This is a genomic window from Rhodanobacter sp. MP7CTX1 (assembly GCF_014205795.1).
Taxonomy (GTDB): domain Bacteria; phylum Pseudomonadota; class Gammaproteobacteria; order Xanthomonadales; family Rhodanobacteraceae; genus Rhodanobacter.
In genome coordinates, this window is sequence record NZ_JACHCN010000002.1 from 90,152 (window position 1) to 111,851 (window position 21,700).

Below are 21,700 nucleotides of genomic sequence, written 5' to 3' on the forward strand. Positions count from 1 at the left end.
ACGGTAATGTTACAGGACAGGCCCACCCTCAAGGACGCCCTGAGACCGCCACCGAGGTGAAGTAGAGGCCCGCCAGCCCTTACACTTCACCCCATGGACCCCTACCCGCCCTTGTCGCGATGCTGACCGAAATCGCGTTTGTATTCGTACTGGCCCTGTGCAACGGCTTTTTTGCGCTGTCGGAGATGGCTCTGGTCGTTTCGCGCAAGAGCCGGCTCAAGCAAATGGCGAAAACCAGCCGCCGTGCCGCCATGGCGCTGCGTCATGCCGAGGCGCCGGAGCACTTCCTTTCCACCGTGCAGGTGGGCATCACGCTGGTGATGCTGACCACCGGCGCGATCGCCGGCGACGCCCTTGGCGGCCATATTGCCGACGCCCTGCATGACGGTCGCGCCGCCTGGCTGGGGCCGTATGCGCGGGTGATCGGCATCGTGCTCGGCTTTGTGCTGATCTCGTTCATCCAGATCGTGATCGGCGAACTGGTGCCCAAGCGGCTGGCGCTCTCGGCACCGGAACAGGTGTCGGTATACATGGCGTTTCCGATGCTGGTGCTGTCGCGGCTGACCGCACCGTTCGTGTGGCTGCTGAACGTGTCCAGCAACCTGTTGCTGCGGCTGATGCGGGTTCATCAGCGACGCCGCGGCGTGGTCACCGAGGATGAGATCCGCATGCTGGTGGCCGAAAGCGCCGAACAGGGCGTGCTCGATCCGGACGAACACAACATGGTCAACCGCGTGCTGCGCCTGGGCGACCGCACGGTGGACAGCGTGATGACCCCCCGCATGCGCATCGCCTGGCTGGACATCGCCGCCTCGCGCCAGGAGAACGTCGAGGTGCTGCGGCAGACCCCGTATTCGCGTTATCCAGTGTTTCGCGGCAACGAGAGCGATGTGGTCGGCGTAGTCGAGGTCAAGCGCCTGCTGCACAGCTTTGCGGAAGGCAAGCCGGAGCTGTTCGATCATCTGTCCAAACCACTGTTCGTGCCGGCAACGGCGCGCGCGCTGGACCTGCTGGAAGAATTCCGCGACGCCGAAACAAAGTTGGCGCTGGTCGTGGACGAGTACGGCGACATCGAAGGCGTGGTGACCGTCAACGACCTGCTGGCCGCAGTGGTCGGCGTCAGCCAGATCGCGCATGGCGCCGACGATCAGGACGCGCCCATCGTGCAGCGTGCAGACGGCAGCTGGCTGATCGACGGCAGTCTGTCGACCGATGACCTGCGTGAACTGCTGCATCTGGATCACCTGCCCGGTGAGCAGGAACACGACTTCCGCACCGTCGCCGGCATGGTGATGGCCGCGCTCGGCCGCATCCCGCAGACCGGCGAAGTATTCACGTGGCGCGGCATCCGCTTCGAGGTGGTCGACCTCGACGGCGCCCGCATCGACAAACTCCTGGTCACCCGCGCTCCGTCGGACGAGGACTCGGACGACTTGTAGGAGCGCACCTTGTGCGCGAAAGCTCGCGCACTTGCCCTTGTGGGAGCGACTTCAATCGCGATGCTCTGGCTTGGCTTTATTGTTGGCTTGCTTGCTTTAGAGCCCAAGGGCAAAGCAGTAGCATCGCGACTGAAGTCGCTCCCACAAGAGCATCGCGCCGAAGGTGAGTTTCTACCGCTTCGCCGCAAGCTGCGCCATGCGCTGCGCGTCGGCAAGAATCCCATGCAGCACGCGCAGCTCGCGCTCATCCGGCTGCGCGCGCTGAAACAGCTTGCGCAGACGCAGCATGATCGTGGTGGGCTCACGCCCCTTGTGGAACTCGATGTCGTCCAGCATTTGCGCCAGATGCACGTAGAACTGTTCCATCTGCGTCGCATCGGCGGGCGGCTCATCGCGCACCGGCGCTGACGCCTGCACATCGTCTCCCAGCATCGCCACGCGCAGCTCATAGGCCATCACCTGCACCGCCTGTGACAGGTTCAGCGAGCTGAAATCATCCACGCTGGGAATCCGCACCATCGCGTGGCAGCGCGCGAGTTCTTCGTTCTCCAGACCGGTGCGTTCATTGCCGAACACCAGCGCCACCTGCTCGCCGCGGGCGGCGGCAGCCAGCACCTGCGCGGCCGCTTCGCGCGGCGAGATCTCGGGCAGGTTTACACCGCGTCGCCGCGCCGACAAACCCAGCGCCAGGCTGCTCCCGGCCAGGCTGTCGATCAATTCATCATGGATGCCGGCGCTCGCCAGCACGTCGTCTGCGCCAGCCGCCAGCGCATTCGCTTCCGTGTCGGGAAAGCGGGCCGGCGCCACCAGTTCCAGTCGCTCGAAGCCCATCGTACGAATCGCCCGCGCCGCACTGCCAATATTGCCCGGATGCGAGGTACGCACCAGCACAAAGCGGATAAGGGCGGCGAGATCAGGGGCAGTAGTCATGCGAAACAACTGGCAGAGAGTGGCCGCCTAGAATAGTGGATGCGGCGGGCCTGAGAACTGCCATCCCGCCTTCAGAGCCTGCTCGTCCTCTCCCCGTGGCTCGCGCCGGGGAGAGGATAAGCAGGCTCTTAGGCCCCGCCTCTGCTAGAATCGCCGGCCGCAACCCCGCTCTTTTGCAAAGTCGAAGCCATGCCCAGACCCCACGTTACGATCGCGGCGCGCGCCGCGCGTTCTGCAGGCAACGTGATCCTGCGCTACATGAACCGCATCGACGGCCTCAATGTCGTCGAGAAGCAGCAGATGGATTTCGTTTCCGAAGTCGACAAGCTGGCCGAAGCGGAAATCATCAAGGAACTGCGCCGCGCCTATCCGGATCACGCGATCCTCGCCGAGGAAAGCGGTGCCATGGGCAAGGGTCCGATGACCTGGGTGATCGACCCGCTCGACGGCACCCACAACTATCTGCGCGGCATTCCGCACTTCAGCGTTTCCATCGCGCTGCTGGAAAAAGGCGTGCCGATTCACGCCGTGGTCTTCGACCCGCTGCGCGACGAGCTGTACACCGCCAGCAAGGGTGACGGCGCGTATATCAACGATCGCCGCATGCGCGTGTCCAAGCGCGAGAACCTCGGCGGCGCGATGATCGCCACCGGTTTCCCGTTCCGCCAGCGCGAGCACCTCCCCGCGCAGCTGGACATGACCCGCGCGATCCTCGGCCAGGCCGAGGACATCCGTCGCTCCGGCTCCGCCGCACTGGATCTGGCTTATGTTGCGGCCGGCCGCTACGACGGCTACTTCGAGATCGGCCTGAAACCGTGGGACATGGCTGCTGGCGTATTGCTGGTGCACGAAGCCGGCGGCCGCTACTGCGACTTCGCCGGTCGCGACGGCATCCCCGCCAGCGGCAACATCATCGCCGGCAACCTCAACGTGGCGAAGGCCATGGTCGATGCGATCGGGCAACAGGCGACACCCGCACTTCTGAAGGCCTGAACCTTATCGACTCGGTAAACAAACAAAGGCGCCTGCGGGCGCCTTTGTTGTATGTGGAAACCTCGAAGCACGCACCGCGTGGGTTGGGGTGAACGCAGTGATGCCCAACATGGGGTTACCACGATCGTTGGGCTTCGCGTTGCTCACCCCAACCTACGCGAGGCGCGGCCTCCCGGCCTTCCGATCAATGCATCTCATCCGCGTCGCGCAGGAAGCTGCGCAGGAACGGAATCGTGATCCGCCGCTGTGCAGCCAACGATGCCTGGTCCAGCTTGTCGAGCAAATCGAGCAGCGCGCCGAGATCCCGCGCATAGCGGGCGAACAGCCAGTCGAGCACGCTCTCGTCCAGTTCGATGCCGCGCGAAGCGGCCTGAGCTTTCAGCACAGCACGGCGTTCGGCGTCATCGAGTGGCTTCAGCGCAAACTGGGTGCAGGCACCGAGGCGCGAACGCAGGTCGGGCAGCTGGAGGCCAAGCTGGGCCGGCGTGGCATCGGCGGCGAACAGCAGCGCGCTCCCCTCTGCACGCGCGCGGTTGTAGAGATCGAACAGCGCATGTTCCGCTTCGCGATCGCCAGCGATGGCACCCAGATCGTCCAGCGCCAGCAACTCGCTGCCGACCACGCCACGCAACGCCGCCGCGCGATCCCCCAGCGCCGCCAGCGGCAGATACTGCACGCGGCGACCCAAAATACTGGCGGCCTGACACGCAGCCATCAGCAGATGACTGCGCCCACTGCCGAGCGCGCCATGCAGATAGACCCACGCTGCACCGGCTTCCGAAGCCAGCGCGTGCACCGCGGCGAGTGCGGCGGCATTGGCACCGGCGTGGAAGTGTTCGAAACGCTGACGGCGCGGCCAGCGCAGCGCGAGTGGCAACTGCGGGATCATGGTGCTTTCGGGTCGACTTTGCCGGGTTTCAGTGCTGATTCGGTCGCAGTGTCGCCGACGTTGCGTACCGTGACATCCACCTCGACCTCGGTTTGCCCAGAAAGCGCCGGATCCTCCGGCCCCTCCTCGGTATACAGCTCGCTCAACCGGTAACGTTCGAGCAGGTAACGCAGCAGCACCACGATCACCGAGGCCGCGGGCAGCGCCAGCAGCACGCCGAGAAAGCCGAACAGATAGCCGCCGGCCAGCACCGCAAAGATCACCGCCACCGGATGCAGCCCGATCTTGCCGCCGACCAGCCGAGGTACCAGCACATAGCCTTCCAGCAACTGGCCGACCGCGAACACGCCACAGATCAGCAGCACGTGCGACCAGTCGCCGTACTGCACCAGCACCGCAATAATCGCGGCACCGAAGCCGACGATAAACCCGAGATACGGCACGAAACTGAGCAGACCCGCGACGATGCCGATCAGCAGACCGACCGATAACCCGACCAAGGTCAGACCGGCGCCGTAGAAAATACCCAGCGCCAGCATCACCAGCAGCTGACCGCGCACAAACGCACCCAGCACCTTGTCCGATTCGTGGGCCAGATGGGCGATGGTCGGCTCGATCCAGCGTGGCAGCATGCGATCAATCGTGCCGACCAGCCGGTGCCAGTCGCGCAGCAGGTAGAACGCCACCACCGGGATCAACACCAGGTTGGTCATCCACAGCACAATATCCATGCCCGAACGCGACACCTTGCCCACCACGGTCGTGGCGAAGTCGCCGATCGAACCCATGTGCGCCTTGAACGCCACCAGCAGCTGGTCGCTGTCGAACATGCGTGGATCGAGGTGCAGCTTTTGCTGTACCCAGGGCCACGCGGTCTGTTGCGCCCACTGTGAATAGCGGGGCAGGTTTTCGATCAGGTTTTCGATCTGCCGCGAGATCAATGGAATCAGCAGCAGCAACACGCCGACGAGTACCAGCAACAGCACGAGGAAAACGACACTCGCCGCCCATGCCCGGCTCATGCCCAGTCGCTGCAACCGATTGGCCAGCGGATCGCCCAGGTAGGCCAGCATGGCGGCGACCGCGAACGGCATCAGCACCGGCGACAGCAGCCAGATCAGGTAACCGATGACCAGCGCGATGACGAGCATCTGCCAGCGGCGCGAGGTGTCGTGTGTCATGGGCGCGCTCATCGGACTCTCACAGGGCGGAATTTCACAGGAATGCCGTGGGCCGGCCAGCGCCCCTGAAAGCGCTGACGTACCGCTCGCTGCGGTTCGCCGACATCATCACGCAACGGCTCAATGCAGCCAACGCAGGTTGGCATCGGCGCCCTGGTGAGGTTCGCCCTGCAACAGCAAGCGGCCACCGGCGGCGAGATTCGCGGCCAGCCCGCTCAGTGGCATGGACGCCTTGACGGACAACAATACGCTGTCGTTCTGCGCCTCCAGCGTCTGCACCTGGCGCACCGACGGATCAGCGCGCAGGACGGCCAACAGGTTCGCGTAATCGATCGCCGAGTTCAGGCCGCTGACCCACAGCTTGCCGTCGCTGATGCTGGAGCCAATCACGTTCAGCTGCTTGCCGATGCGATCGACCATGCCGTTGCCTGCGTCTGCCAGCAAGGTATCTTCGGTCGCGCCGGTGCCGGTCCAATGCTGTGACTGCCCACCAGATATCAAGGTCCAGCTGGCCTTGCCGTTTTGCAGGCTACCGAGCAGCACCAAGCCGGTGTGGTACTGCTGGTCGACCGCCGCCAGCGCGGCCGGATCGGCGGCGGCCACTTTGGCGGCATCCAGCGGCCTGGTCGCATCGGGATAGACCACGTTGGTGCCACGTGCACCCGCCGACGCGACCAGACTGGTCAACGCGGCCTGGTCGAGCAACTTGCCGTCCGCGCCCTGCACCAGCAGCAGCACTGGCGGTTTCACACCCGCGCTGGCCACGCCCAGCTTGGCGACCAACCGTCGCACCGTGCCCGGCTCGAAGTTCACTTCCAGGCTCAGGCCGGTCGTAGCGCGTTGATATTGGAACTTCTGAACCATCGAGCCCGCGCCTTTCAGCGCATCGTCATAGCCCGCATTGCTGCGCAGATCCTGACCGCCAGCCACCCGCGTCAGTACCTGCCCGAGTGCAGTCGCAAAGGCCTGGTCACGCTGGGCGTCGCTGGTGTCGGCCACCGGCACGATGACCGAATAAGGCGAACCTGGCGCTGCCGGCGACGCCACCGGAGCCTGGCCTTGCGCAGCCAGCGGCGGCAGCACGGCAAAGCCCAGCAGCAGGATAACGATCAGCAGGCGGGACAGGCGCATGGGGTGGACGTCTTTTGAAGGGAAAGCTCCGCGAAGTCTGCCCAATCGCGCCCCCAGCGTCTATCGAAGCATTACCGGATCCGCCGATACACCGGGGCAGACCAGCATCGATTCCACATACTGCTAAACTTGCGCGTTTCTTCCACGCCGGTCTTCACCATGTCTGACGCACTTACCTACCGCGCCGCCGGCGTCGATATCGATGCCGGCAATGCCCTGGTCGAACGCATCAAGCCGCTGGTCAAACGGACATTCCGCCCCGAAGTGATGGGTGGACTGGGCGGCTTCGGCGGCCTGTTCGACTTGTCCGGTCGCTACAAGGAGCCAGTGCTCGTGTCCGGCACCGATGGCGTCGGCACCAAATTGAAGCTGGCGCAAGTCTTGAACCGGCATGACACGATCGGCATCGATCTGGTCGGCATGTGCGTCAACGATGTGCTTGTGCAGGGCGCCGAACCACTGTTCTTCCTCGATTACTTCGCGACCGGCAAGCTCGATGTCGATACCGCCGTGGCGGTGGTGGGCGGCATCGCCAAGGGTTGCGAACTGGCCGGGTGTGCACTGATTGGCGGCGAGACTGCCGAGATGCCGGACATGTATCCACCCGGCGAATACGATCTGGCCGGCTTCACGGTGGGCGCGGTCGAGAAGTCGCAGATGCTCAGCGGCGAGGCGATCGTTGCCGGCGACGTGATCCTCGGCGTGGCCTCCTCGGGTCCGCATTCCAATGGCTACTCGCTGGTCCGGCGGATCCTCGAGCGTGCCGGCAACCCGCTCGATCTCGACCTCGCCGGGGTGAAACTGGCCGATGCGCTGATGGCGCCGACCACGATCTACGTGAAATCGATGCTGGAGTTGCTGAAATCAGCCCCGGTGCACGGCATGGCGCACATCACTGGTGGTGGCCTGAAGGAAAACATCATCCGCGTGGTGCCGGACGGACTGGGTATCGCGCTGGACGCTTCGACGATCGTGCTGCCGCCGGTGTTCGACTGGCTGATGCGCGAAGGCAACGTGGCGCGCGAGGAAATGTGGCGCACGTTCAACTGCGGCGTCGGCTTTACCGTGATCCTGCCGAGCGATGCGGTCGCTGCGGCATCCGCGCTGCTGGCCAAGCACGGCTTGCCCAGCTCGGTGATCGGCGAAGTGGTGCCCGCGCAGGGCAACGAGCGCGTGCGGATCGGCTGAGCCACCCGAGTCGACCACTGCCCGTTCGCCCTGAGCGTAGCGCAGCGAAGTCGAAGGGCAGCCCTTCGACTTCAGCCCCTCGGGCCTACGCTCAGGGCGAGCGGCCATTGATCTCGGAACTCTTATGTCCTCACTACCGCGCATCGCCGTCCTTGCTTCCGGGCGTGGCAGCAATCTCGCTGCGCTGCTCGCCGCGCGTGAGCGTGGCGAGCTCCCGGTCGACTTCGTGCTGGTCGGCAGCGACAAGGCGGCGGCCGGCGCCTTGCGCATGGCCGAAGCGGCCAACATTCCCACGCTGGCACTCGACCCACGCAGCTATCCGGATCGGCGCGCGTTTGACCTCGATCTATTCGCCCGCATCGCCGCCAGTGGTGCCGAGCTGCTGGTGCTCGCCGGTTTCATGCGGATACTCGATGGCGAGGCACTGGCGCCCTGGATCGGCCGGATGATCAACATCCATCCCTCGCTGCTGCCGAAGTACCGCGGTCTGCACACCCATCGCCGCGCTCTGGAAGCGGGCGACACCGAGCATGGCGCCAGCGTGCACTTCGTCACCGCCGAACTGGATGGCGGCCCGGTCATCGCACAGGCACGCGTCGCGATCGAGCCGGGTGACGACGAAGAGCAACTGGCGGAACGATTGCTGCCACTGGAACACCGGCTGTTGCCCGCCGTCCTCGGTCTGTTGGCCACTCGGCGATTGCGCTGGGACGGCCAGGCGCCAAGGCTCGACGACCAGCCGCTGCTGACCCCACTCGTACTGAACGAGCAGGGCCTGCAGACACGGGAGTGATCCACGGTTCAGCCCGGTGCCGGCAGACTCGTCGCATGACTACCCGAACCCTGCTTACTCCCCTGCTCGGCCTCGGCCTGCTGTTCGGCGCCCAGGCTGCCCTCGCCACAACTCCCACCAGCTTTACCGCCCACTACAACGTGCTGCAGGGTGGCGAGCCGATGGGCGAAGCCACGGTGACCCTGCGTGCCGGCAGCCACGGCGAATGGATCTACAGCCGCGACGTCAAGAGCACCGGTGGGATGGCCGCCATGATGAGTGCCAGCATCAAGGAGACCTCGCGCTTCCGCTGGAAGGGCGATGTGCCCGAAGCGATCAGCTACGACTATCAGCTGGATGCGGCAATCAAGAACAAGCAGCGCCACCTGCTGGTCGACTGGACCAAACAGCAGGTGACCGTCGACGAGGGCAAGGGCCCGAACAGCTATCCCGCGACCGCCGGTATGGTCGAGCGCAACACCACGCCGCTGGCGCTGGGGCTGGCCTTGCGCGACGGCAAGCAGCAGATAGCGCTGCCGGTTGCCGCGCGCCAGGAAGTACAGACGCAGAATTTCAAGGTGACCGGCAAGGAAACCGTCAAGGTGCCGGCCGGCAGCTTCAATGCCGAGCGGGTCGATCGCACCGACGCCGAGCGCGGTTTCAGCGCGTGGTACGCGCCGGGCAAGTACCTGTTGCCCGTAAAGCTGTCGCAGCATGACGGCGGCGACCTGGTGATGGAGCTGGTCAGCTACAAGGCCGATTGATAGCCACGCAGGCGCGATAAAAAAAGCCCGGCATGACCGGGCTTTTTGTTGCCTGCAGACGACGATGACTCAGTTCGGCAAGCGGCGAATCTTCGCACCGAGCACACCGAGCTTCTCCTCGATATTCTCGTAACCACGATCGATGTGATACACGCGATCGACCACCGTATCGCCCTTGGCGACCAGGCCGGCCAGCACCAGACAGGCCGATGCGCGCAGATCGGTGGCCATGATCGGCGCCCCGCTCATCTGTTGCACACCCTGGATCACCGCTGTATTGCCTTCGACGTGGATATCTGCGCCGAGCCGCTGCAATTCCTGTGCATGCATGAAGCGGTTTTCGAACACGGTTTCGGTCACTACGCCGGTGCCCTCGGCGACGCAGTTGAGCGCGGTGAACTGCGCCTGCATGTCGGTTGGAAATGCCGGATACGGCGCTGTGCTGATGTTCACTGCCTTCGGCCGACGCCCGCCCATGTCCAACTCGATCCAGTCGTCGCCGACGCAGATGTGCGCACCGGCTTCCTCAAGCTTGGCCAGTACCGCATCGAGCGTGTCGGCACGGGCACGCCGCGTACGCACCTTGCCACCCGTCATCGCCGCGCCGACCAGAAAGGTACCGGTTTCGATACGGTCAGGCAGCACTTCGTACTCGGCGCCGTGCAGGCGCTCGACGCCATGGATCACCATGGTCGAGGTGCCAGCGCCCTCGATCTGCGCGCCCATCGCGATCAGGCAGTTCGCCAGGTCCACCACCTCGGGCTCCTGCGCGGCGTTCTCGATCACCGTGGTGCCCTGCGCCAGCGTGGCCGCCATCATGATGTTCTCGGTACCGGTGACGGTGACCATGTCCATCAGGATGCGGGCGCCCTTCAGCCGCTTTGCGCGTGCCTTGATGTAGCCGTTCTCGACGGTGATCTGCGCACCCAGCGCCTGCAGGCCACGGATATGCTGATCGACCGGGCGCGAACCGATCGCGCAACCGCCTGGCAGCGAGACTTCGGCCTGGCCAAAACGTGCCACCAGCGGGCCCAGCACCAGGATCGAGGCGCGCATCGTGCGCACCAGGTCATATGGCGCGATGCAGGTGCTGGTCGTGCGCGGGTCGACATGCATCTTCATGCGATCGTCCAGCACCAGCTGAACGCCCATCTGGCCGAGTAATTCAATAAAGGTGGTGACATCGTGCAGATGCGGCACGTTGCCGATGCTGACCGGTTCGTCAGCCAGCAGGCAGGCAGCGAGAATCGGCAACACGGCATTCTTGGCGCCGGAAATACCGACCTCGCCATGGAGTGGCGTGCCGCCACTGATCAGGATCTTGGCCATCATGTTCCTTGAATGAAGCGGTGGAGTGCGTCTGCGGCCATCAGCGGCGCGGCGCAGCTTCCTCGGGTGTCAGCGTCTTCAGCGCCAACGCGTGGATCGCGCCCCCCATCAGCTCGCCCAGCGTGGCGTAAACCAGCCGATGCCGCGCCAGCGGCAGCTTGCCGGCGAACTGGCTGGCCACCACGGTGGCCTCGAAATGCACGCCATCGGCGCCGCTGACCTCCGCTTGCGCACCGGGCAGGCCGTTTTCGATCATTGCCTGGATGCTGGCTGAGTCCATCGGGAGGGGGTGGTCCATAGGTGAGCTTGAGTCGGCAAAACGCGGATTCTGTCGCTTGTTGAATCCAACGCGCGGACTTATGACGTTAAAATACGAATATGCCATGGTAATGGAAATTCGCTGTCGCAGAAACGACAACGATGCCAAACCAGCCACAATCGACGGCAATAGCCGATGATGCCCCCAGCCATTGCGGCCACGGACATCAGATTCTCAGCCTCCATCGAGCCCACATGAACGCACGCATCGCCCCGCCCGCCGTCATCGACCTGAACCCGGACACCATCTTGCGTAGCGCACGCACGGTGATCGCCACCGAAGCGGCGGCCATCCATGCGCTGGAGCCGCGGATCGGGCAGAATTTTGTCGAGGCCTGCCGGCTGATCCTGGGCTGCAAGGGGCGCGTGATCGTCAGCGGCATGGGCAAATCGGGCCATGTGGCGCGCAAGATCGCCGCCACCCTGGCGTCCACTGGAACACCGGCGTTCTTCGTGCATCCGGGCGAAGCCAGTCACGGCGACCTCGGCATGATCCTGCCGCAGGATGTGGTCCTGGCATTGTCCTATTCGGGTGAAACGGACGAGCTGCTGTTCATCCTGCCGGTGATCAAGCGCCAGGGCATCCCGCTGATCGCGATCACCGGCAAGCCCGGCTCCTCACTGGCCACCCAGGCCGACGTGCACCTGGACGGCAGCATCTCCAGCGAGGCCTGCCCGCTGGGCCTGGCACCGACCACCAGCACCACCGTCGCGCTGGTACTGGGCGACGCGCTGGCGATTGCGCTGCTGGAAGCGCGCGGTTTCACCTCGGATGACTTCGCCCGCTCGCATCCGGCAGGCAGCCTCGGCCGCCGCCTGCTGCTGCATATCAGCGACGTGATGCATACCGGCGACGACGTACCCAGGGTGTCGCCGGATGCCGGCGTGACCGCCGCGCTGGTCGAAATGACCCGCAAGCACCTGGGCATGACTGCGGTGGTCGACGCCGATCAGCGCCTGCTCGGCGTGTTCACCGATGGCGATCTGCGCCGCGCGCTGGACGATGAAGGCGTGGATCTCCGCGGCGCCACGGTGGCCGAGCTGATGACCCGTGGACCCAAGACGATCAGCGCCGACAAGCTGGCGGCGGAAGCCGCGCAGTTGATGGAAAAACACCAGATTCACGCGCTGCTGGTGGTCGACGATGAACAGCACGTGGTTGGCGCGTTGAACATTCATGATTTGCTCCGCGCCCGTGTGGTCTGATGCACAGCAGCTCAGGGACGAGGGGCCAGTAGCGAGGGCGATGAACTGAACCTCACGAGCCCATGAAGCCCGATTTTAGCGCCCTCGCTACTCGTCCCTCGCCCCTTCCTCACCTCACCAGCCAGCAAACCCCGTGAACCCCCCCAGCTATCTGACCAACCTCCCCGCCGACATCCTCGCCCGTGCTGCCAAGATCCGCGTGGCGGTATTCGACGTGGACGGCACCATGACCGACGGCCGCCTCTGGTACGCCGAGGACGGCCGTGAAACCAAGGTGTTCCATGTGCACGATGGGCTCGGCCTGAAGCAGCTGATGGCGAGCGGCGTGCTCGTCGCGATCATCAGTGCTCGGATCAGTCACCCGGTCGCCTTGCGCGCCGAAGAGCTGGACATCGCGCACGTCTATCAGGGCCAGAACGACAAACGGGCCTGCCTGCTGGAATTGTTGGACGCGCTCAATCTCAGCCCTGAGCAGGCCGCCTTCATCGGCGATGACCTGCCAGACCTGCCGGCGATGCGCATCTCCGGGTTGGCGGTTGCCGTGGCCAACGCCCACCCGTGGGTCGCCGAACAGGCACATTGGCAAACCCGTCTCGGCGGCGGCCAGGGTGCTGCGCGCGAGGTGTGCGACCTGATCCTGCACGCCCAGGGCAAAGGCGCCGCCGAACGGGAACGCTGGCAATGAGCCTGATGTCCTACCTGCGGGAGCGTCGCCTGACCGTCGCCATCGTCGTGGTCGGGCTCGCTGCGGCCATCAGCCAGGGGCTGATGTGGTGGCTGAGCCCTCAGGCGCCGGAGCACGATTTTGTCGGCCCACCACGTTCCGGCTACACGCTGCATCATTTCACGATGTGGTCGTACGGCGTCGATGGCCTGCCCAGCTTCAGCATGACCTCGCCGCAGCTGGATCGCCACGATGAAGACGACACCCTGTACATCATCAAACCGAACTTCGTGATCCCGTCCAAGCAGCCTGGCGTCGTTCCCGACTGGGATGGCAATTCGCTGTACGGCTGGGTCGACAAGAGCGGCACCCTGATCAAGCTGCAAGGCCCGGTCTACATGCACCGGCCGGCCTATACCACGGCGACCGGAGTCCCGACGCCGGTAACCACCCTGAACACCTCCGAAGCCACCCTCTGGCCGAAGGAAAACCGGATGGAGACGGCAGAGCCGGCCCATGTCGTGCAGGGCGAACGTACAATGAGCGGGATCGGCATGCGTGCCAACCTCAACGAAAACCATCTGGAGCTGCTTGATGCGTCGCACATCACTTTCCCGCCACGCGCACCCAAACCGTCTCCGGCTCGGCCTGCTCCTGCTCGGCCTGCTCCTGCTGCAGCCGGCGCTGGCCAAGCAAGATGACCGCAACCAGCCGATGGACCTGCACGCCGCGTCCACCGACGGCTTCAACCTGCCCAACACCATCACCACGCTCACCGGCAACGTGATCGCTACCCAGGGCACGCTCAAGGCCACCGGGGATAAGGCGCTGGTCTATATCGACGCCGACACGCAGATCAGCCGCATCGTGATCACGGTAAACAAGGGCAAACTGGCACACATCGAGCAGGTCGACGATTCCGGAAACCTGATGACCGGCGATGCGGACCAGCTTGACTATGACAACATCAACGGCATTGCGGTGCTGACCGGTCATGCCGTGGTGCACCAGCAGGGCCGCGGTGAGGCGCATGGTGACAAGCTCACCTACAACACCCAGACCAGCTACATGACCGGCAACAGCGGTGGCGATGGACTGGTGCACATGATCTTCCTGCCGAAGCCGAAGCCGGCCGCCGGCGCGCCAGCCCCGGCCAAGCCCGCCGCTCCTGCCAGCGCACCCCATGCGACGCCGCCAACCGCCCCGCCAGCAAACGCCAGCAGCGCCTCGACCCCGACCAAGGAACAACCGTAACCCATGCTCTCGGCCGAAGGTCTGCAAAAGAGTTTCAAGGCGCGCAAGGTTGTGCGGGATTTTGGGTTCTCGATCCGCGAGGGCGAAGTCGTCGGCCTCCTGGGGCCCAACGGCGCCGGCAAGACCACCTGCTTCTACATGGTGGTCGGGCTGATCGAAGCCGATGCCGGCAGTATCAAACTGGACAAGCAGGACATCACCAGTCTGCCGATGCACTCGCGCGCCAAGCTGGGTATTGGCTACCTGCCGCAGGAAGCGTCGGTGTTCCGCCGGCTCAGCGTGTCCGACAACATCATGGCCGTGCTCGAGCTGCGCGAGGGTCTCACCCTCAAGCAGCGCAACGCCGAGCTGGAAAGCCTGCTGGATGAGTTGAAGGTCTCGCACATCGCCGATCAAAAAGGCATCAGCCTGTCCGGCGGTGAACGTCGTCGCGTCGAGATCGCCCGCGCACTCGCCGCGCAGCCACGCTACATGCTTCTGGACGAACCGTTCGCCGGCGTCGACCCGATCTCGGTCGGCGAGATCCAGCGCATTGTCAGACATCTGAAAGAACGCGGCATCGGCGTGCTGATCACCGACCACAACGTGCGCGAAACACTGGGCATCTGCGACCGCGCCTACATCATGAGCGACGGCGAAGTCCTTTCGCGCGGCACCCCCGCACACATCCTCGCCGACGAGAAAGTGCGCGAAGTGTACCTGGGCCGCGAATTCCGCCTCTGACCCAAGGACTACAGCTCCTGTAGGTTGGGCTTCGCTACGCTCACCCCAACCTAGGTATGGCTCGGCGCAAACCGTCGCCGACCCTGGCCCGGCGTTATTGCCCCGCGATCCGCCGGCGGCTTTGCGGACTGGGGCAACCAGGATGCGACACAGTCCTATGGCCGCATCAGCGGGCAAGCGTTAGGATGGCTGCGAGTTCCTTCGATCTGGCTGGCATGAAACCCGCACTGCAGTTCCGCCTCCATCAGCAGCTCACCCTGACGCCGCAACTGCAGCAGGCGATTCGCTTGTTGCAGTTGTCACAGCTGGAGCTGGAAGCCGAACTGCGACAGATCACCGAGAGTAACCCGCTGCTGGAGTTCGCCGAAGAGAGCGACGACGCCGAGCCGGTGGATGCCGACGACGCCGAAAGCGAATACCCAAGTGCCGAAAGCTCCAGCGCAGCCGCTGGCAGCAGCGACAGCGACGGCGACGACTCCACCGAGTGGGCTGACGGCGGCGGTGTCGCTGAATCCCCGATCGATTTTTCCAGCAGTAGCGTCGGCAGCAACGGCAGCAGCACAGGCTCGCGCGGCGATGAGGATTTCGAGCCGCAGAACGCGGCGCCGGAAACCCTGCAGCAACACCTGCTGTGGCAGCTCAACATGGCGTCGTTCAATCCCCGCCAGTATGCGATCGCCACGGTGCTGATCGACGCGTTGAATGCCGACGGCTATCTCACCGAGGGGCTGGAGGCGGTACTCGCCGTGCTTCCGGCCGATCTCAAGGCCAGCATCGGTGAAGTCGATGCCGTACGCCGCCAGTTGCAGGGCTTCGACCCTGCGGGCGTCGCCAGCCTGGATTTGCGCGACTGTCTGCGGGTACAACTGCAACAATTCGATCCGGATACGCCGCAGCGCGAGTTGGCGCTGCGCATGGTCGACACCGAGCTGGAATTGCTCGCGCGCAACGATGTCGCCCGACTGGCGCGCCGGCTGCGCGCCAGTGAAGACGAGGTCACCGCCGCCGCCGTGCTGATCCGCAGCCTTGATCCGCGCCCCGGCGCGGCGCTGGACGCCACTCCGGTGGAATATGTGGCGCCGGATGTCTACGCGTTGAAGGACGCCAGCCGCTGGCGGGTCAGCCTGAATCCGGATTGCCAGCCGCGACTCGGGCTGAACCAGCATTACTGCGGCATGATCGCGCGAGCCCGCGGTGAGGACGCCAGCTGGATGCGCGGCCAACTGCAGGAAGCACGCTGGCTGATCAAGAGCCTGGAATCGCGCGCCGAGACATTGCTGAAGGTCGCCGAAGCGATCGTGCGCCGGCAGAGTGCGTTCCTCGACTACGGTCCGGAAGCGATGCATCCGCTGGTGTTGCGCGAAGTGGCTGAAGAAGTGGGCATGCACGAATCGACCATCTCGCGCGTCACCACCCGCAAATACATCCACACCCCGCGCGGCACGTTTGAACTGAAATACTTTTTTTCCAGCGGCGTTTCCACCGAGGACGGCGGCAGCGCGTCGGCCACCGCGATCCAGGCCATGCTGCGCAAGCTGATCGACGCCGAAGACGCCCGCAAACCCCTGTCCGACCAGGCGATTGCGGAGGAACTGAAACGCAAGGGTATCCAGGTAGCCCGCCGCACCGTCGCCAAATACCGGGAGGGCCTGCGCATTCCCAGTTCCAGCGAACGCCAGCGTGCCAGTTGATTCACATCCGAAAAACGTGCGCGAAATCATTCTGCGAAACATGCGCGGGAACTTGCCAAGACTAAAAGCGTTCCCATACCTGTAGAGAGTGTTTGACGATGTGCCACTGTCATCACAGCAGTGGCACGTTTATCCGCCGCCGAAAGGCGGCACTGCACCACCAGAGGAGGCGCCCCATGCAATTCCAACTCAGCGGCCAGCAGATCGAAGTCACCCCGGCACTCCGGGAGCACGCCACCACCAAGCTTGACCGCCTGACACGCCTCGATGAAAAACTGATCAGCCTTGCCATTGTGCTGTCGGTCGACAAGCTCCAGCAGCGTGCTGAGGGCACGCTGGGAGTCACCGGCGCCACATTACATGCCGAAGCCGCCGAGGCCGACATGTATGTATCCATCGATGTCCTGTTCGACAAACTCGTCAACCAGTTACGCAAGCACCGCGAGAAAGTCAGCGACAAACACCAACGAGAAACCCGCGAAGAACGCCAATACGGCTGATAAAACCTTCGCCGCCCTCCAGATCCCTTCTCCCCGCCGGTAGAAGTTGGCCGACCAGGCCGGAATGGGGGCAACCCATTGAAACTTCGCGGTCGCAGGCCGCTCCCAACTCCCTTCTCCCCCATCGGGGAGAAGGTGGCCCGCAGAGCCGGATGAGGGGCCAGATTCCCTCCTGACCCGCTCCCCCATCCACGCATCCATCCCCCAAACTGGCACAATGGTCCCATCGCCGCAGACGCCCACCGGGCTCCCCATGCGGCGCAAGGACTCTTCGCTTGGACCGGATCAGCGCGCGACAACTATTCGAGGGCGTCCACGAACGCATGGGCCTGCGCTGGATATCCGGCATGCGGGGGGAAACGCGTGCGCTCGATCCCGGTGCCGCACAGGCGCGTCGACCGTCGTTGATCGGCTATCTCAACGTCATCTATCCAAACAAGATCCAGATCATCGGCACCGAAGAGCTGAGCTTCCTCGACGCGCTGGATTCGCGCCAGCGCTGGGAGGTGATCCACAAGGTCGCCGCCTATCAGCCGGTGGCTCTGATCGTGACAAAAGATCAGACGCTGCCCGCCGACCTGCGCGAGGTGGCCGAGGAAACCAATACGCCGCTTTGGGTGAGTCCCAAGCGCAGCCACGAACTGCTGACCTATCTGCAATACCATCTGGCGCGCCTGCTGGCAGCGAAGACGACCCTGCACGGGGTGTTCCTGGAAGTCTTCTCGATCGGCGTGCTGATCACTGGCGAAGCCGGCTCCGGCAAGAGCGAGCTTGCGCTGGAGCTGATCAGCCGCGGCCATCGACTGGTCGCTGACGACGCCACCGAATTCACCCTCATCGCACCGGATGTGATTGACGGCAACTGCCCCGAGCTGCTGCAGGATCTGCTGGAAGTGCGTGGACTGGGTGTGCTGAACGTGCGCGAGATGTTCGGCCACATGTCGGTCAAGCCCTCCAAGTACCTGCGGCTGGTGATCCACCTCAAGCCGATGCGCGACGGCGAGGAAACCGACGCCTTGACGCGCCTCACCGGTGACATCGGGCATCGCGAAATCTTCGATGTGCCGGTGCCTATGATCACCATACCGGTGGCACCGGGACGCAACCTTGCGGTACTCGTCGAGGCGGCTGTACGCAGCCACGCCCTGAAGAGCAAGGGCATCGACCCCGCACAGACCTTTATCGACCGGCAGGCGCATCAATTGCGCCGGCTGCCTCCGTGGTAATTGCATGAACGAGAACAACGAGCCCCTGCTTGATCCGCTGGTCGATCCGCACGAAGTCCACCTGATCGTGCTCACCGGCATGTCCGGCGGCGGCAAGACCGTCGCATTGCGCGCGCTGGAGGATCTTGAGTTCTACTGCGTCGACAACCTGCCCTCGGCCTTGCTGCCGCAGCTGGTGAATGCGGTGATCAATGACGACCGTGGCAAGCGTCAGCGCATTGCGGTGGGCGTGGACGTACGCAACCGCGGCACCGATTTCGCGCACATGCCCACCGTGCTGTCCGGGCTGGCAGCCGCCGGCGTGCAGGTACATCTGATCTTCCTGGACTGCCGCGACGAAGTGCTGATCAAGCGCTATTCGGAATCCCGTCGCCGCCATCCGCTGGCCACGCGAGGTTTGTCGCTGGCGGACGCCATCGCCGAGGAACGCAGGCTACTGCGCCCGCTGATGGCCATCGCCGAAAAGGTGATCGATTCCAGCGAACTCAACGTGCACCAGTTGCGCCGACTGGTTGCCACCGGTTATGCGCAAGCTACCGAAGGGCTCACGTTGATGTTCCAGTCGTTTGCGTTCCGTCGTGGGCTGCCTCTGGATGCGGACTTCGTGTTCGATGCACGCTGTTTGCCTAATCCGCACTGGCATCCGCACCTGCGCCCGCTGTCTGGCAAGGATGCGGCGGTGCGCGAATTCCTCGATCATGAGCCCATGGTCGGCGAATACTATGCCGATACGGTGCGCTGGCTGGATGCATGGCTGCCGCGCTTCGAACAGGATGACCGCAGCTACATGACGATCTCGATCGGTTGCACCGGCGGCCGACACCGGTCGGTCTACCTGGTCGAGAAACTCGCCGCCTATTATCGCGATCGTCGCGAAGGCGTGCTCACCTTCCACCGTGAACTCGAGTGATGATCATGTCGTCAATCTACGCAACCACCACAGGTATCCGGTCGTGAGCGTCGGCCTGCTGCTGATGACTCACGAGGGGGTCGGCAACGCGTTGATCTCCGCCGCCCACCACGTAATGCCGAAACTACCGCTGCAAGTAGCGGCAGTGGAAATACCGCCTCAGTCCGATCCGGACGTGATGCGTACCCTCACCATGCGCCATGCGCGGGAACTCGACCAAGGCGATGGTGTCTTGGTGCTGGCTGATCTCTACGGTGCCACACCATGCAACATCGGTCTGTCACTTGGCGCGCTTGGCGTGCGCTTGCGCTGCGTCTCCGGCCTCAATCTGCCGATGCTGTTGCGTGTACTCAACTATGCGGAAAAACCATTGGACGAACTCGCCGAGATAGCGGCCAGCGGTGGCCGCGGGGGAATCTTCATCGATCATGCTTGAACAAGAAATCGTCGTATCCAACAAGCTCGGCCTGCACGCCCGCGCCTCGGCCAAGCTGGTACAACTCGTACATGGTTTCAAATCCACGGTGTGGTTGATCAGCAAAGGACGCGAAGTCAACGCACAAAGCATCATGGGCGTCATGATGCTGGCTGCCGGCCTCGGCACTCCGCTCATCATCCGCGCCGATGGCCCGGACGAGCAATCCGCGCTGACCGCGGTAGCGGAGTTGTTCGAGCGCAAATTCGATGAAGGAGCTTGAATGGGTAGTCCGCCTGCCAACCTGCTGAACCTCAACCTGTTACCCACCCTGGCCGTATCAGTCCAGCCTGCGGGGTGGCATGCATGAGACATGTGCTCAACGGCACGATCGCTGCGCGTGGCATGGCCCTGGGTCGGGCCCGCCTGGTGCAGCCCAGCCGCTATACGGTCGACACGCGACCGCTGGCTGAGGACGAGATCGAGGGAGAGTTGCTGTTGTTGCACCGCGCGCTGGATACCGCGCGACAGGAACTGCGCGAGCTGCGCGGCAAACTGCATGGCGCGCTCGCACGCGAGGTGAATGAGTTCATCGATGCGCACAGCCTGCTGCTGGACGACGCGGAGCTGCTGCGTGGGCTGGACGATCTGGTGCGGATCGGCCATTACCGCCCCGGCGCGGCGTTGAAAAAACAGCGCGATCGACTTTCGGCGGTGTTCGAGGCGATGGACGATCCTTACCTGCGCAGCCGCAAGGAGGATGTCGAACAGGTGATCAACCGGGTGATCTCCGCGTTGCAGCGGCAGACCAGCCCGGAGGAACGCAAGCTGGCAGCGCGCGTCGGCGAGATCCTGATCGCCGACAGCATCGCGCCAGCGGACATGGCACAACTGGCCGGCAACGGCCTGCTCGGCGTGGTGGGCAGTTCCGGCAGCGCGTATTCGCATAGCGCCATTCTTGCGCGGAGCCTCGGCCTGCCGATGCTGGTGGGTACGCGTGACGCGCTGTCGAATATCCACGACGACGACCTGATCCTGCTCGATGCCGAACGCGGCGAGGCCGTGGTGCACCCCACCGCACAGGACCTGTCTCGGTATCGAGCCTGGCAACGCGAGGCGGTGCTCGAAGGTCGACGCCTGGCACTGCTGGCGAATGCACCCACACGTACGCGCGATGGAGTCGGCATCAGCCTGCTCGCGAATGCCGAGACGCCTGCCGACGTGGCCATGGCGCGTGCGCGCGGCGCCGATGGCGTGGGTCTGTATCGCACCGAATTCCTGTTCCTGCGACACAAGGGACTGCCGTCGGAAGACGAGCAGTTCATCGCTTATCGCGACCTGGTGATGGGCATGGGCGGTCTGCCGGTCACGATCCGCACACTGGATCTGGGCGCCGACAAGGCGGATGCTGCCGGCCTGACCATGCGCGGTGAGGACAACCCCGCGCTCGGCGTGCGTGGCGTACGGCTGTCGCTACGTTATCCGGCGGTGTTCTCCACCCAGATCCGCGCGATCCTGCGTGCCGCCTGCTACGGCCCTGTGCGCGTGCTGGTGCCGATGGTGACCCAGCCGGATGAACTGATTGCGGTGCGCACGCTGTTCAAGCTGGCGCGGCAGGATCTGAAACGCGACAACATCGACTTGCCGGAGAAACTCCCGCTGGGCGCGATGATCGAAGTGCCGGCAGCGGCGATCAATGTACGCGCGTTGCTGGAGCACGCCGACTTCCTCGCGATCGGCACCAATGATCTGGCCCAGTACGTGCTCGCCGCCGATCGTGGCAACGATGCGCTGGAAAATATCTATAACCCATTGCAGCCAGCATTGCTGCGGTTGCTCTCGCACGTGATCAGTGCCGGGCGCCGCGCGAAAAAGCCCGTGAGCCTGTGCGGCGAAATCGCTGGCGATGTGAACTTCACCGCGCTGCTGCTGGTGCTGGGCCTGCACGAATTCAGCATGCACCCCGGCCAGATCCTGCAGGTGCGCGACCGCCTCGCCACCTTCGATCACGCCCACCTGCGCCGACACGCCGCCCGGCTGCTGCGCGCCCCCACCCATGAGAAGGCCGAAGCGCTGTTGAACGAGATCATCGGTTCATTGGCCCCGGCTTGATCGGTTACGCGTATGTTCTGGCCGCTTGGCAGCGGCCATGACTTCCCTGTGAGCGTTGCCTCCCG

General features: G+C 64.3%; 23 protein-coding genes. 17 read left to right on the forward strand and 6 right to left on the reverse strand.

The window, feature by feature from the left end:
* The first annotated feature begins 119 nt into the window (after window positions 1-119).
* Window positions 120-1,439 carry a hemolysin family protein gene (locus HDE77_RS03070; protein WP_184415693.1) on the forward strand — a complete coding sequence of 440 codons (1,320 nt, stop codon included), beginning with the start codon at window positions 120-122 and terminating at the stop codon, window positions 1,437-1,439.
* Between the two features lie 171 nt (window positions 1,440-1,610).
* Here HDE77_RS03070 and HDE77_RS03075 read toward each other — a convergent pair whose 3' ends face one another.
* Window positions 1,611-2,369 carry an RNA methyltransferase gene (locus HDE77_RS03075; protein ID WP_184415694.1) on the reverse strand — a complete coding sequence of 253 codons (759 nt, stop codon included), beginning with the start codon at window positions 2,367-2,369 and terminating at the stop codon, window positions 1,611-1,613.
* A 189-nt stretch (window positions 2,370-2,558) separates the two neighbouring features.
* Between HDE77_RS03075 and HDE77_RS03080 the strand changes: the two genes are divergently transcribed.
* A complete protein-coding gene (locus tag HDE77_RS03080; protein ID WP_184415695.1) occupies window positions 2,559-3,362 on the forward strand; it encodes an inositol monophosphatase family protein in 804 nt (267 codons plus the stop codon).
* A gap of 184 nt (window positions 3,363-3,546) precedes the next feature.
* Here HDE77_RS03080 and hda read toward each other — a convergent pair whose 3' ends face one another.
* From hda to HDE77_RS03095, 3 genes are all read right to left on the reverse strand, one after another.
* Entirely contained in the window at window positions 3,547-4,251 is a 705-nt protein-coding gene (gene hda / locus HDE77_RS03085; RefSeq protein ID WP_184415696.1) for a DnaA regulatory inactivator Hda, read from the reverse strand.
* Window positions 4,248-5,432 (reverse strand): AI-2E family transporter, encoded by a 1,185-nt coding sequence (locus tag HDE77_RS03090; RefSeq protein WP_184415697.1) that lies wholly within the window; start codon window positions 5,430-5,432, stop codon window positions 4,248-4,250. Before HDE77_RS03090 ends, hda begins: the two co-directional genes overlap by 4 nt.
* A gap of 120 nt (window positions 5,433-5,552) precedes the next feature.
* A complete protein-coding gene (locus tag HDE77_RS03095) occupies window positions 5,553-6,563 on the reverse strand; it encodes a DUF2066 domain-containing protein (protein ID WP_184415698.1) in 1,011 nt (336 codons plus the stop codon).
* Window positions 6,564-6,722: 159 nt separating this feature from the next.
* On the opposite strand from HDE77_RS03095, the gene purM reads away from it, so the two are divergent.
* The 3 genes from purM to HDE77_RS03110 all read left to right on the forward strand — a co-directional run bounded on the left by purM (window position 6,723) and on the right by HDE77_RS03110 (window position 9,287).
* Window positions 6,723-7,751, forward strand: coding sequence for a phosphoribosylformylglycinamidine cyclo-ligase (gene purM / locus HDE77_RS03100; RefSeq protein ID WP_184415699.1), 1,029 nt, complete (start codon window positions 6,723-6,725; stop codon window positions 7,749-7,751).
* 124 nt (window positions 7,752-7,875) lie between these two features.
* Window positions 7,876-8,544, forward strand: coding sequence for a phosphoribosylglycinamide formyltransferase (gene purN / locus HDE77_RS03105; protein WP_184415700.1), 669 nt, complete (start codon window positions 7,876-7,878; stop codon window positions 8,542-8,544).
* Window positions 8,545-8,579: 35 nt separating this feature from the next.
* Complete coding sequence (locus HDE77_RS03110; RefSeq protein WP_184415701.1) at window positions 8,580-9,287, forward strand: DUF3108 domain-containing protein; 708 nt, start codon at window positions 8,580-8,582, stop codon at window positions 9,285-9,287.
* A 69-nt stretch (window positions 9,288-9,356) separates the two neighbouring features.
* Here HDE77_RS03110 and murA read toward each other — a convergent pair whose 3' ends face one another.
* Both murA and HDE77_RS03120 read right to left on the reverse strand, forming a co-directional pair.
* Window positions 9,357-10,616 carry a UDP-N-acetylglucosamine 1-carboxyvinyltransferase gene (murA, locus tag HDE77_RS03115; protein ID WP_184415702.1) on the reverse strand — a complete coding sequence of 420 codons (1,260 nt, stop codon included), beginning with the start codon at window positions 10,614-10,616 and terminating at the stop codon, window positions 9,357-9,359.
* A 40-nt stretch (window positions 10,617-10,656) separates the two neighbouring features.
* A complete protein-coding gene (locus HDE77_RS03120) occupies window positions 10,657-10,896 on the reverse strand; it encodes a BolA/IbaG family iron-sulfur metabolism protein (protein WP_184415703.1) in 240 nt (79 codons plus the stop codon).
* A 233-nt stretch (window positions 10,897-11,129) separates the two neighbouring features.
* Here HDE77_RS03120 and HDE77_RS03125 point away from each other — a divergent pair, with 233 nt between their 5' ends.
* The 12 genes from HDE77_RS03125 (at window position 11,130) to ptsP (ending at window position 21,635) form a co-directional block, all read left to right on the forward strand.
* Window positions 11,130-12,140 (forward strand): KpsF/GutQ family sugar-phosphate isomerase, encoded by a 1,011-nt coding sequence (locus tag HDE77_RS03125; RefSeq protein WP_184415704.1) that lies wholly within the window; start codon window positions 11,130-11,132, stop codon window positions 12,138-12,140.
* Between the two features lie 133 nt (window positions 12,141-12,273).
* Window positions 12,274-12,825 (forward strand): HAD-IIIA family hydrolase, encoded by a 552-nt coding sequence (locus HDE77_RS03130; protein WP_184415705.1) that lies wholly within the window; start codon window positions 12,274-12,276, stop codon window positions 12,823-12,825.
* Entirely contained in the window at window positions 12,822-13,505 is a 684-nt protein-coding gene (lptC, locus tag HDE77_RS03135) for an LPS export ABC transporter periplasmic protein LptC (protein WP_184415706.1), read from the forward strand. Before HDE77_RS03130 ends, lptC begins: the two co-directional genes overlap by 4 nt.
* A gap of 13 nt (window positions 13,506-13,518) precedes the next feature.
* Window positions 13,519-14,058 (forward strand): lipopolysaccharide transport periplasmic protein LptA, encoded by a 540-nt coding sequence (lptA, locus tag HDE77_RS03140; RefSeq protein ID WP_255482518.1) that lies wholly within the window; start codon window positions 13,519-13,521, stop codon window positions 14,056-14,058.
* Window positions 14,059-14,061: 3 nt separating this feature from the next.
* On the forward strand, window positions 14,062-14,781 hold the full coding sequence (lptB, locus tag HDE77_RS03145) for an LPS export ABC transporter ATP-binding protein (RefSeq protein ID WP_184415708.1): 720 nt from the start codon (window positions 14,062-14,064) through the stop codon (window positions 14,779-14,781).
* A gap of 215 nt (window positions 14,782-14,996) precedes the next feature.
* Window positions 14,997-16,472 (forward strand): RNA polymerase factor sigma-54, encoded by a 1,476-nt coding sequence (locus tag HDE77_RS03150; RefSeq protein ID WP_184416010.1) that lies wholly within the window; start codon window positions 14,997-14,999, stop codon window positions 16,470-16,472.
* A gap of 176 nt (window positions 16,473-16,648) precedes the next feature.
* Window positions 16,649-16,972: a ribosome-associated translation inhibitor RaiA gene (gene raiA / locus HDE77_RS03155; RefSeq protein ID WP_184415709.1), complete on the forward strand. Its 324-nt coding sequence runs from the start codon at window positions 16,649-16,651 to the stop codon at window positions 16,970-16,972.
* Between the two features lie 275 nt (window positions 16,973-17,247).
* Window positions 17,248-18,198 carry an HPr(Ser) kinase/phosphatase gene (gene hprK / locus HDE77_RS03160; RefSeq protein WP_184415710.1) on the forward strand — a complete coding sequence of 317 codons (951 nt, stop codon included), beginning with the start codon at window positions 17,248-17,250 and terminating at the stop codon, window positions 18,196-18,198.
* A gap of 4 nt (window positions 18,199-18,202) precedes the next feature.
* The gene (gene rapZ, locus HDE77_RS03165) at window positions 18,203-19,108 is read left to right on the forward strand and encodes an RNase adapter RapZ (protein WP_184415711.1); all 906 of its coding nucleotides are present in this window, start codon (window positions 18,203-18,205) and stop codon (window positions 19,106-19,108) included.
* Window positions 19,109-19,151: 43 nt separating this feature from the next.
* Window positions 19,152-19,544 carry a PTS fructose IIA subunit family protein gene (locus HDE77_RS03170; protein ID WP_184415712.1) on the forward strand — a complete coding sequence of 131 codons (393 nt, stop codon included), beginning with the start codon at window positions 19,152-19,154 and terminating at the stop codon, window positions 19,542-19,544.
* On the forward strand, window positions 19,537-19,806 hold the full coding sequence (locus HDE77_RS03175; RefSeq protein WP_184415713.1) for an HPr family phosphocarrier protein: 270 nt from the start codon (window positions 19,537-19,539) through the stop codon (window positions 19,804-19,806). The genes HDE77_RS03170 and HDE77_RS03175 overlap by 8 nt, the downstream gene beginning before the upstream one ends.
* Before the next feature lie 83 nt (window positions 19,807-19,889).
* On the forward strand, window positions 19,890-21,635 hold the full coding sequence (gene ptsP, locus HDE77_RS03180; protein WP_184415714.1) for a phosphoenolpyruvate--protein phosphotransferase: 1,746 nt from the start codon (window positions 19,890-19,892) through the stop codon (window positions 21,633-21,635).
* Window positions 21,636-21,700: the final 65 nt, after the last annotated feature.

Bases quoted from the DNA above. Each gene is read 5' to 3' on its own strand.
- rapZ (WP_184415711.1), top strand. From the start codon at position 18,203: ATGAACGAGAACAACGAGCCCCTGCTTGATCCGCTGGTCGATCCGCAC.
- HDE77_RS03090 (WP_184415697.1), bottom strand. From the start codon at position 5,432: ATGACACACGACACCTCGCGCCGCTGGCAGATGCTCGTCATCGCGCTG.
- raiA (WP_184415709.1), top strand. From the start codon at position 16,649: ATGCAATTCCAACTCAGCGGCCAGCAGATCGAAGTCACCCCGGCACTC.
- HDE77_RS03070 (WP_184415693.1), top strand. From the start codon at position 120: ATGCTGACCGAAATCGCGTTTGTATTCGTACTGGCCCTGTGCAACGGC.
- hda (WP_184415696.1), bottom strand. From the start codon at position 4,251: ATGATCCCGCAGTTGCCACTCGCGCTGCGCTGGCCGCGCCGTCAGCGT.
- HDE77_RS03110 (WP_184415701.1), top strand. From the start codon at position 8,580: ATGACTACCCGAACCCTGCTTACTCCCCTGCTCGGCCTCGGCCTGCTG.
- HDE77_RS03095 (WP_184415698.1), bottom strand. From the start codon at position 6,563: ATGCGCCTGTCCCGCCTGCTGATCGTTATCCTGCTGCTGGGCTTTGCC.
- HDE77_RS03120 (WP_184415703.1), bottom strand. From the start codon at position 10,896: ATGGACTCAGCCAGCATCCAGGCAATGATCGAAAACGGCCTGCCCGGT.
- lptB (WP_184415708.1), top strand. From the start codon at position 14,062: ATGCTCTCGGCCGAAGGTCTGCAAAAGAGTTTCAAGGCGCGCAAGGTT.
- HDE77_RS03150 (WP_184416010.1), top strand. From the start codon at position 14,997: ATGAAACCCGCACTGCAGTTCCGCCTCCATCAGCAGCTCACCCTGACG.
- HDE77_RS03075 (WP_184415694.1), bottom strand. From the start codon at position 2,369: ATGACTACTGCCCCTGATCTCGCCGCCCTTATCCGCTTTGTGCTGGTG.
- lptC (WP_184415706.1), top strand. From the start codon at position 12,822: ATGAGCCTGATGTCCTACCTGCGGGAGCGTCGCCTGACCGTCGCCATC.
- HDE77_RS03125 (WP_184415704.1), top strand. From the start codon at position 11,130: ATGAACGCACGCATCGCCCCGCCCGCCGTCATCGACCTGAACCCGGAC.
- ptsP (WP_184415714.1), top strand. From the start codon at position 19,890: ATGAGACATGTGCTCAACGGCACGATCGCTGCGCGTGGCATGGCCCTG.
- HDE77_RS03175 (WP_184415713.1), top strand. From the start codon at position 19,537: ATGCTTGAACAAGAAATCGTCGTATCCAACAAGCTCGGCCTGCACGCC.
- purN (WP_184415700.1), top strand. From the start codon at position 7,876: ATGTCCTCACTACCGCGCATCGCCGTCCTTGCTTCCGGGCGTGGCAGC.
- murA (WP_184415702.1), bottom strand. From the start codon at position 10,616: ATGGCCAAGATCCTGATCAGTGGCGGCACGCCACTCCATGGCGAGGTC.
- lptA (WP_255482518.1), top strand. From the start codon at position 13,519: ATGGACCTGCACGCCGCGTCCACCGACGGCTTCAACCTGCCCAACACC.
- HDE77_RS03080 (WP_184415695.1), top strand. From the start codon at position 2,559: ATGCCCAGACCCCACGTTACGATCGCGGCGCGCGCCGCGCGTTCTGCA.
- purM (WP_184415699.1), top strand. From the start codon at position 6,723: ATGTCTGACGCACTTACCTACCGCGCCGCCGGCGTCGATATCGATGCC.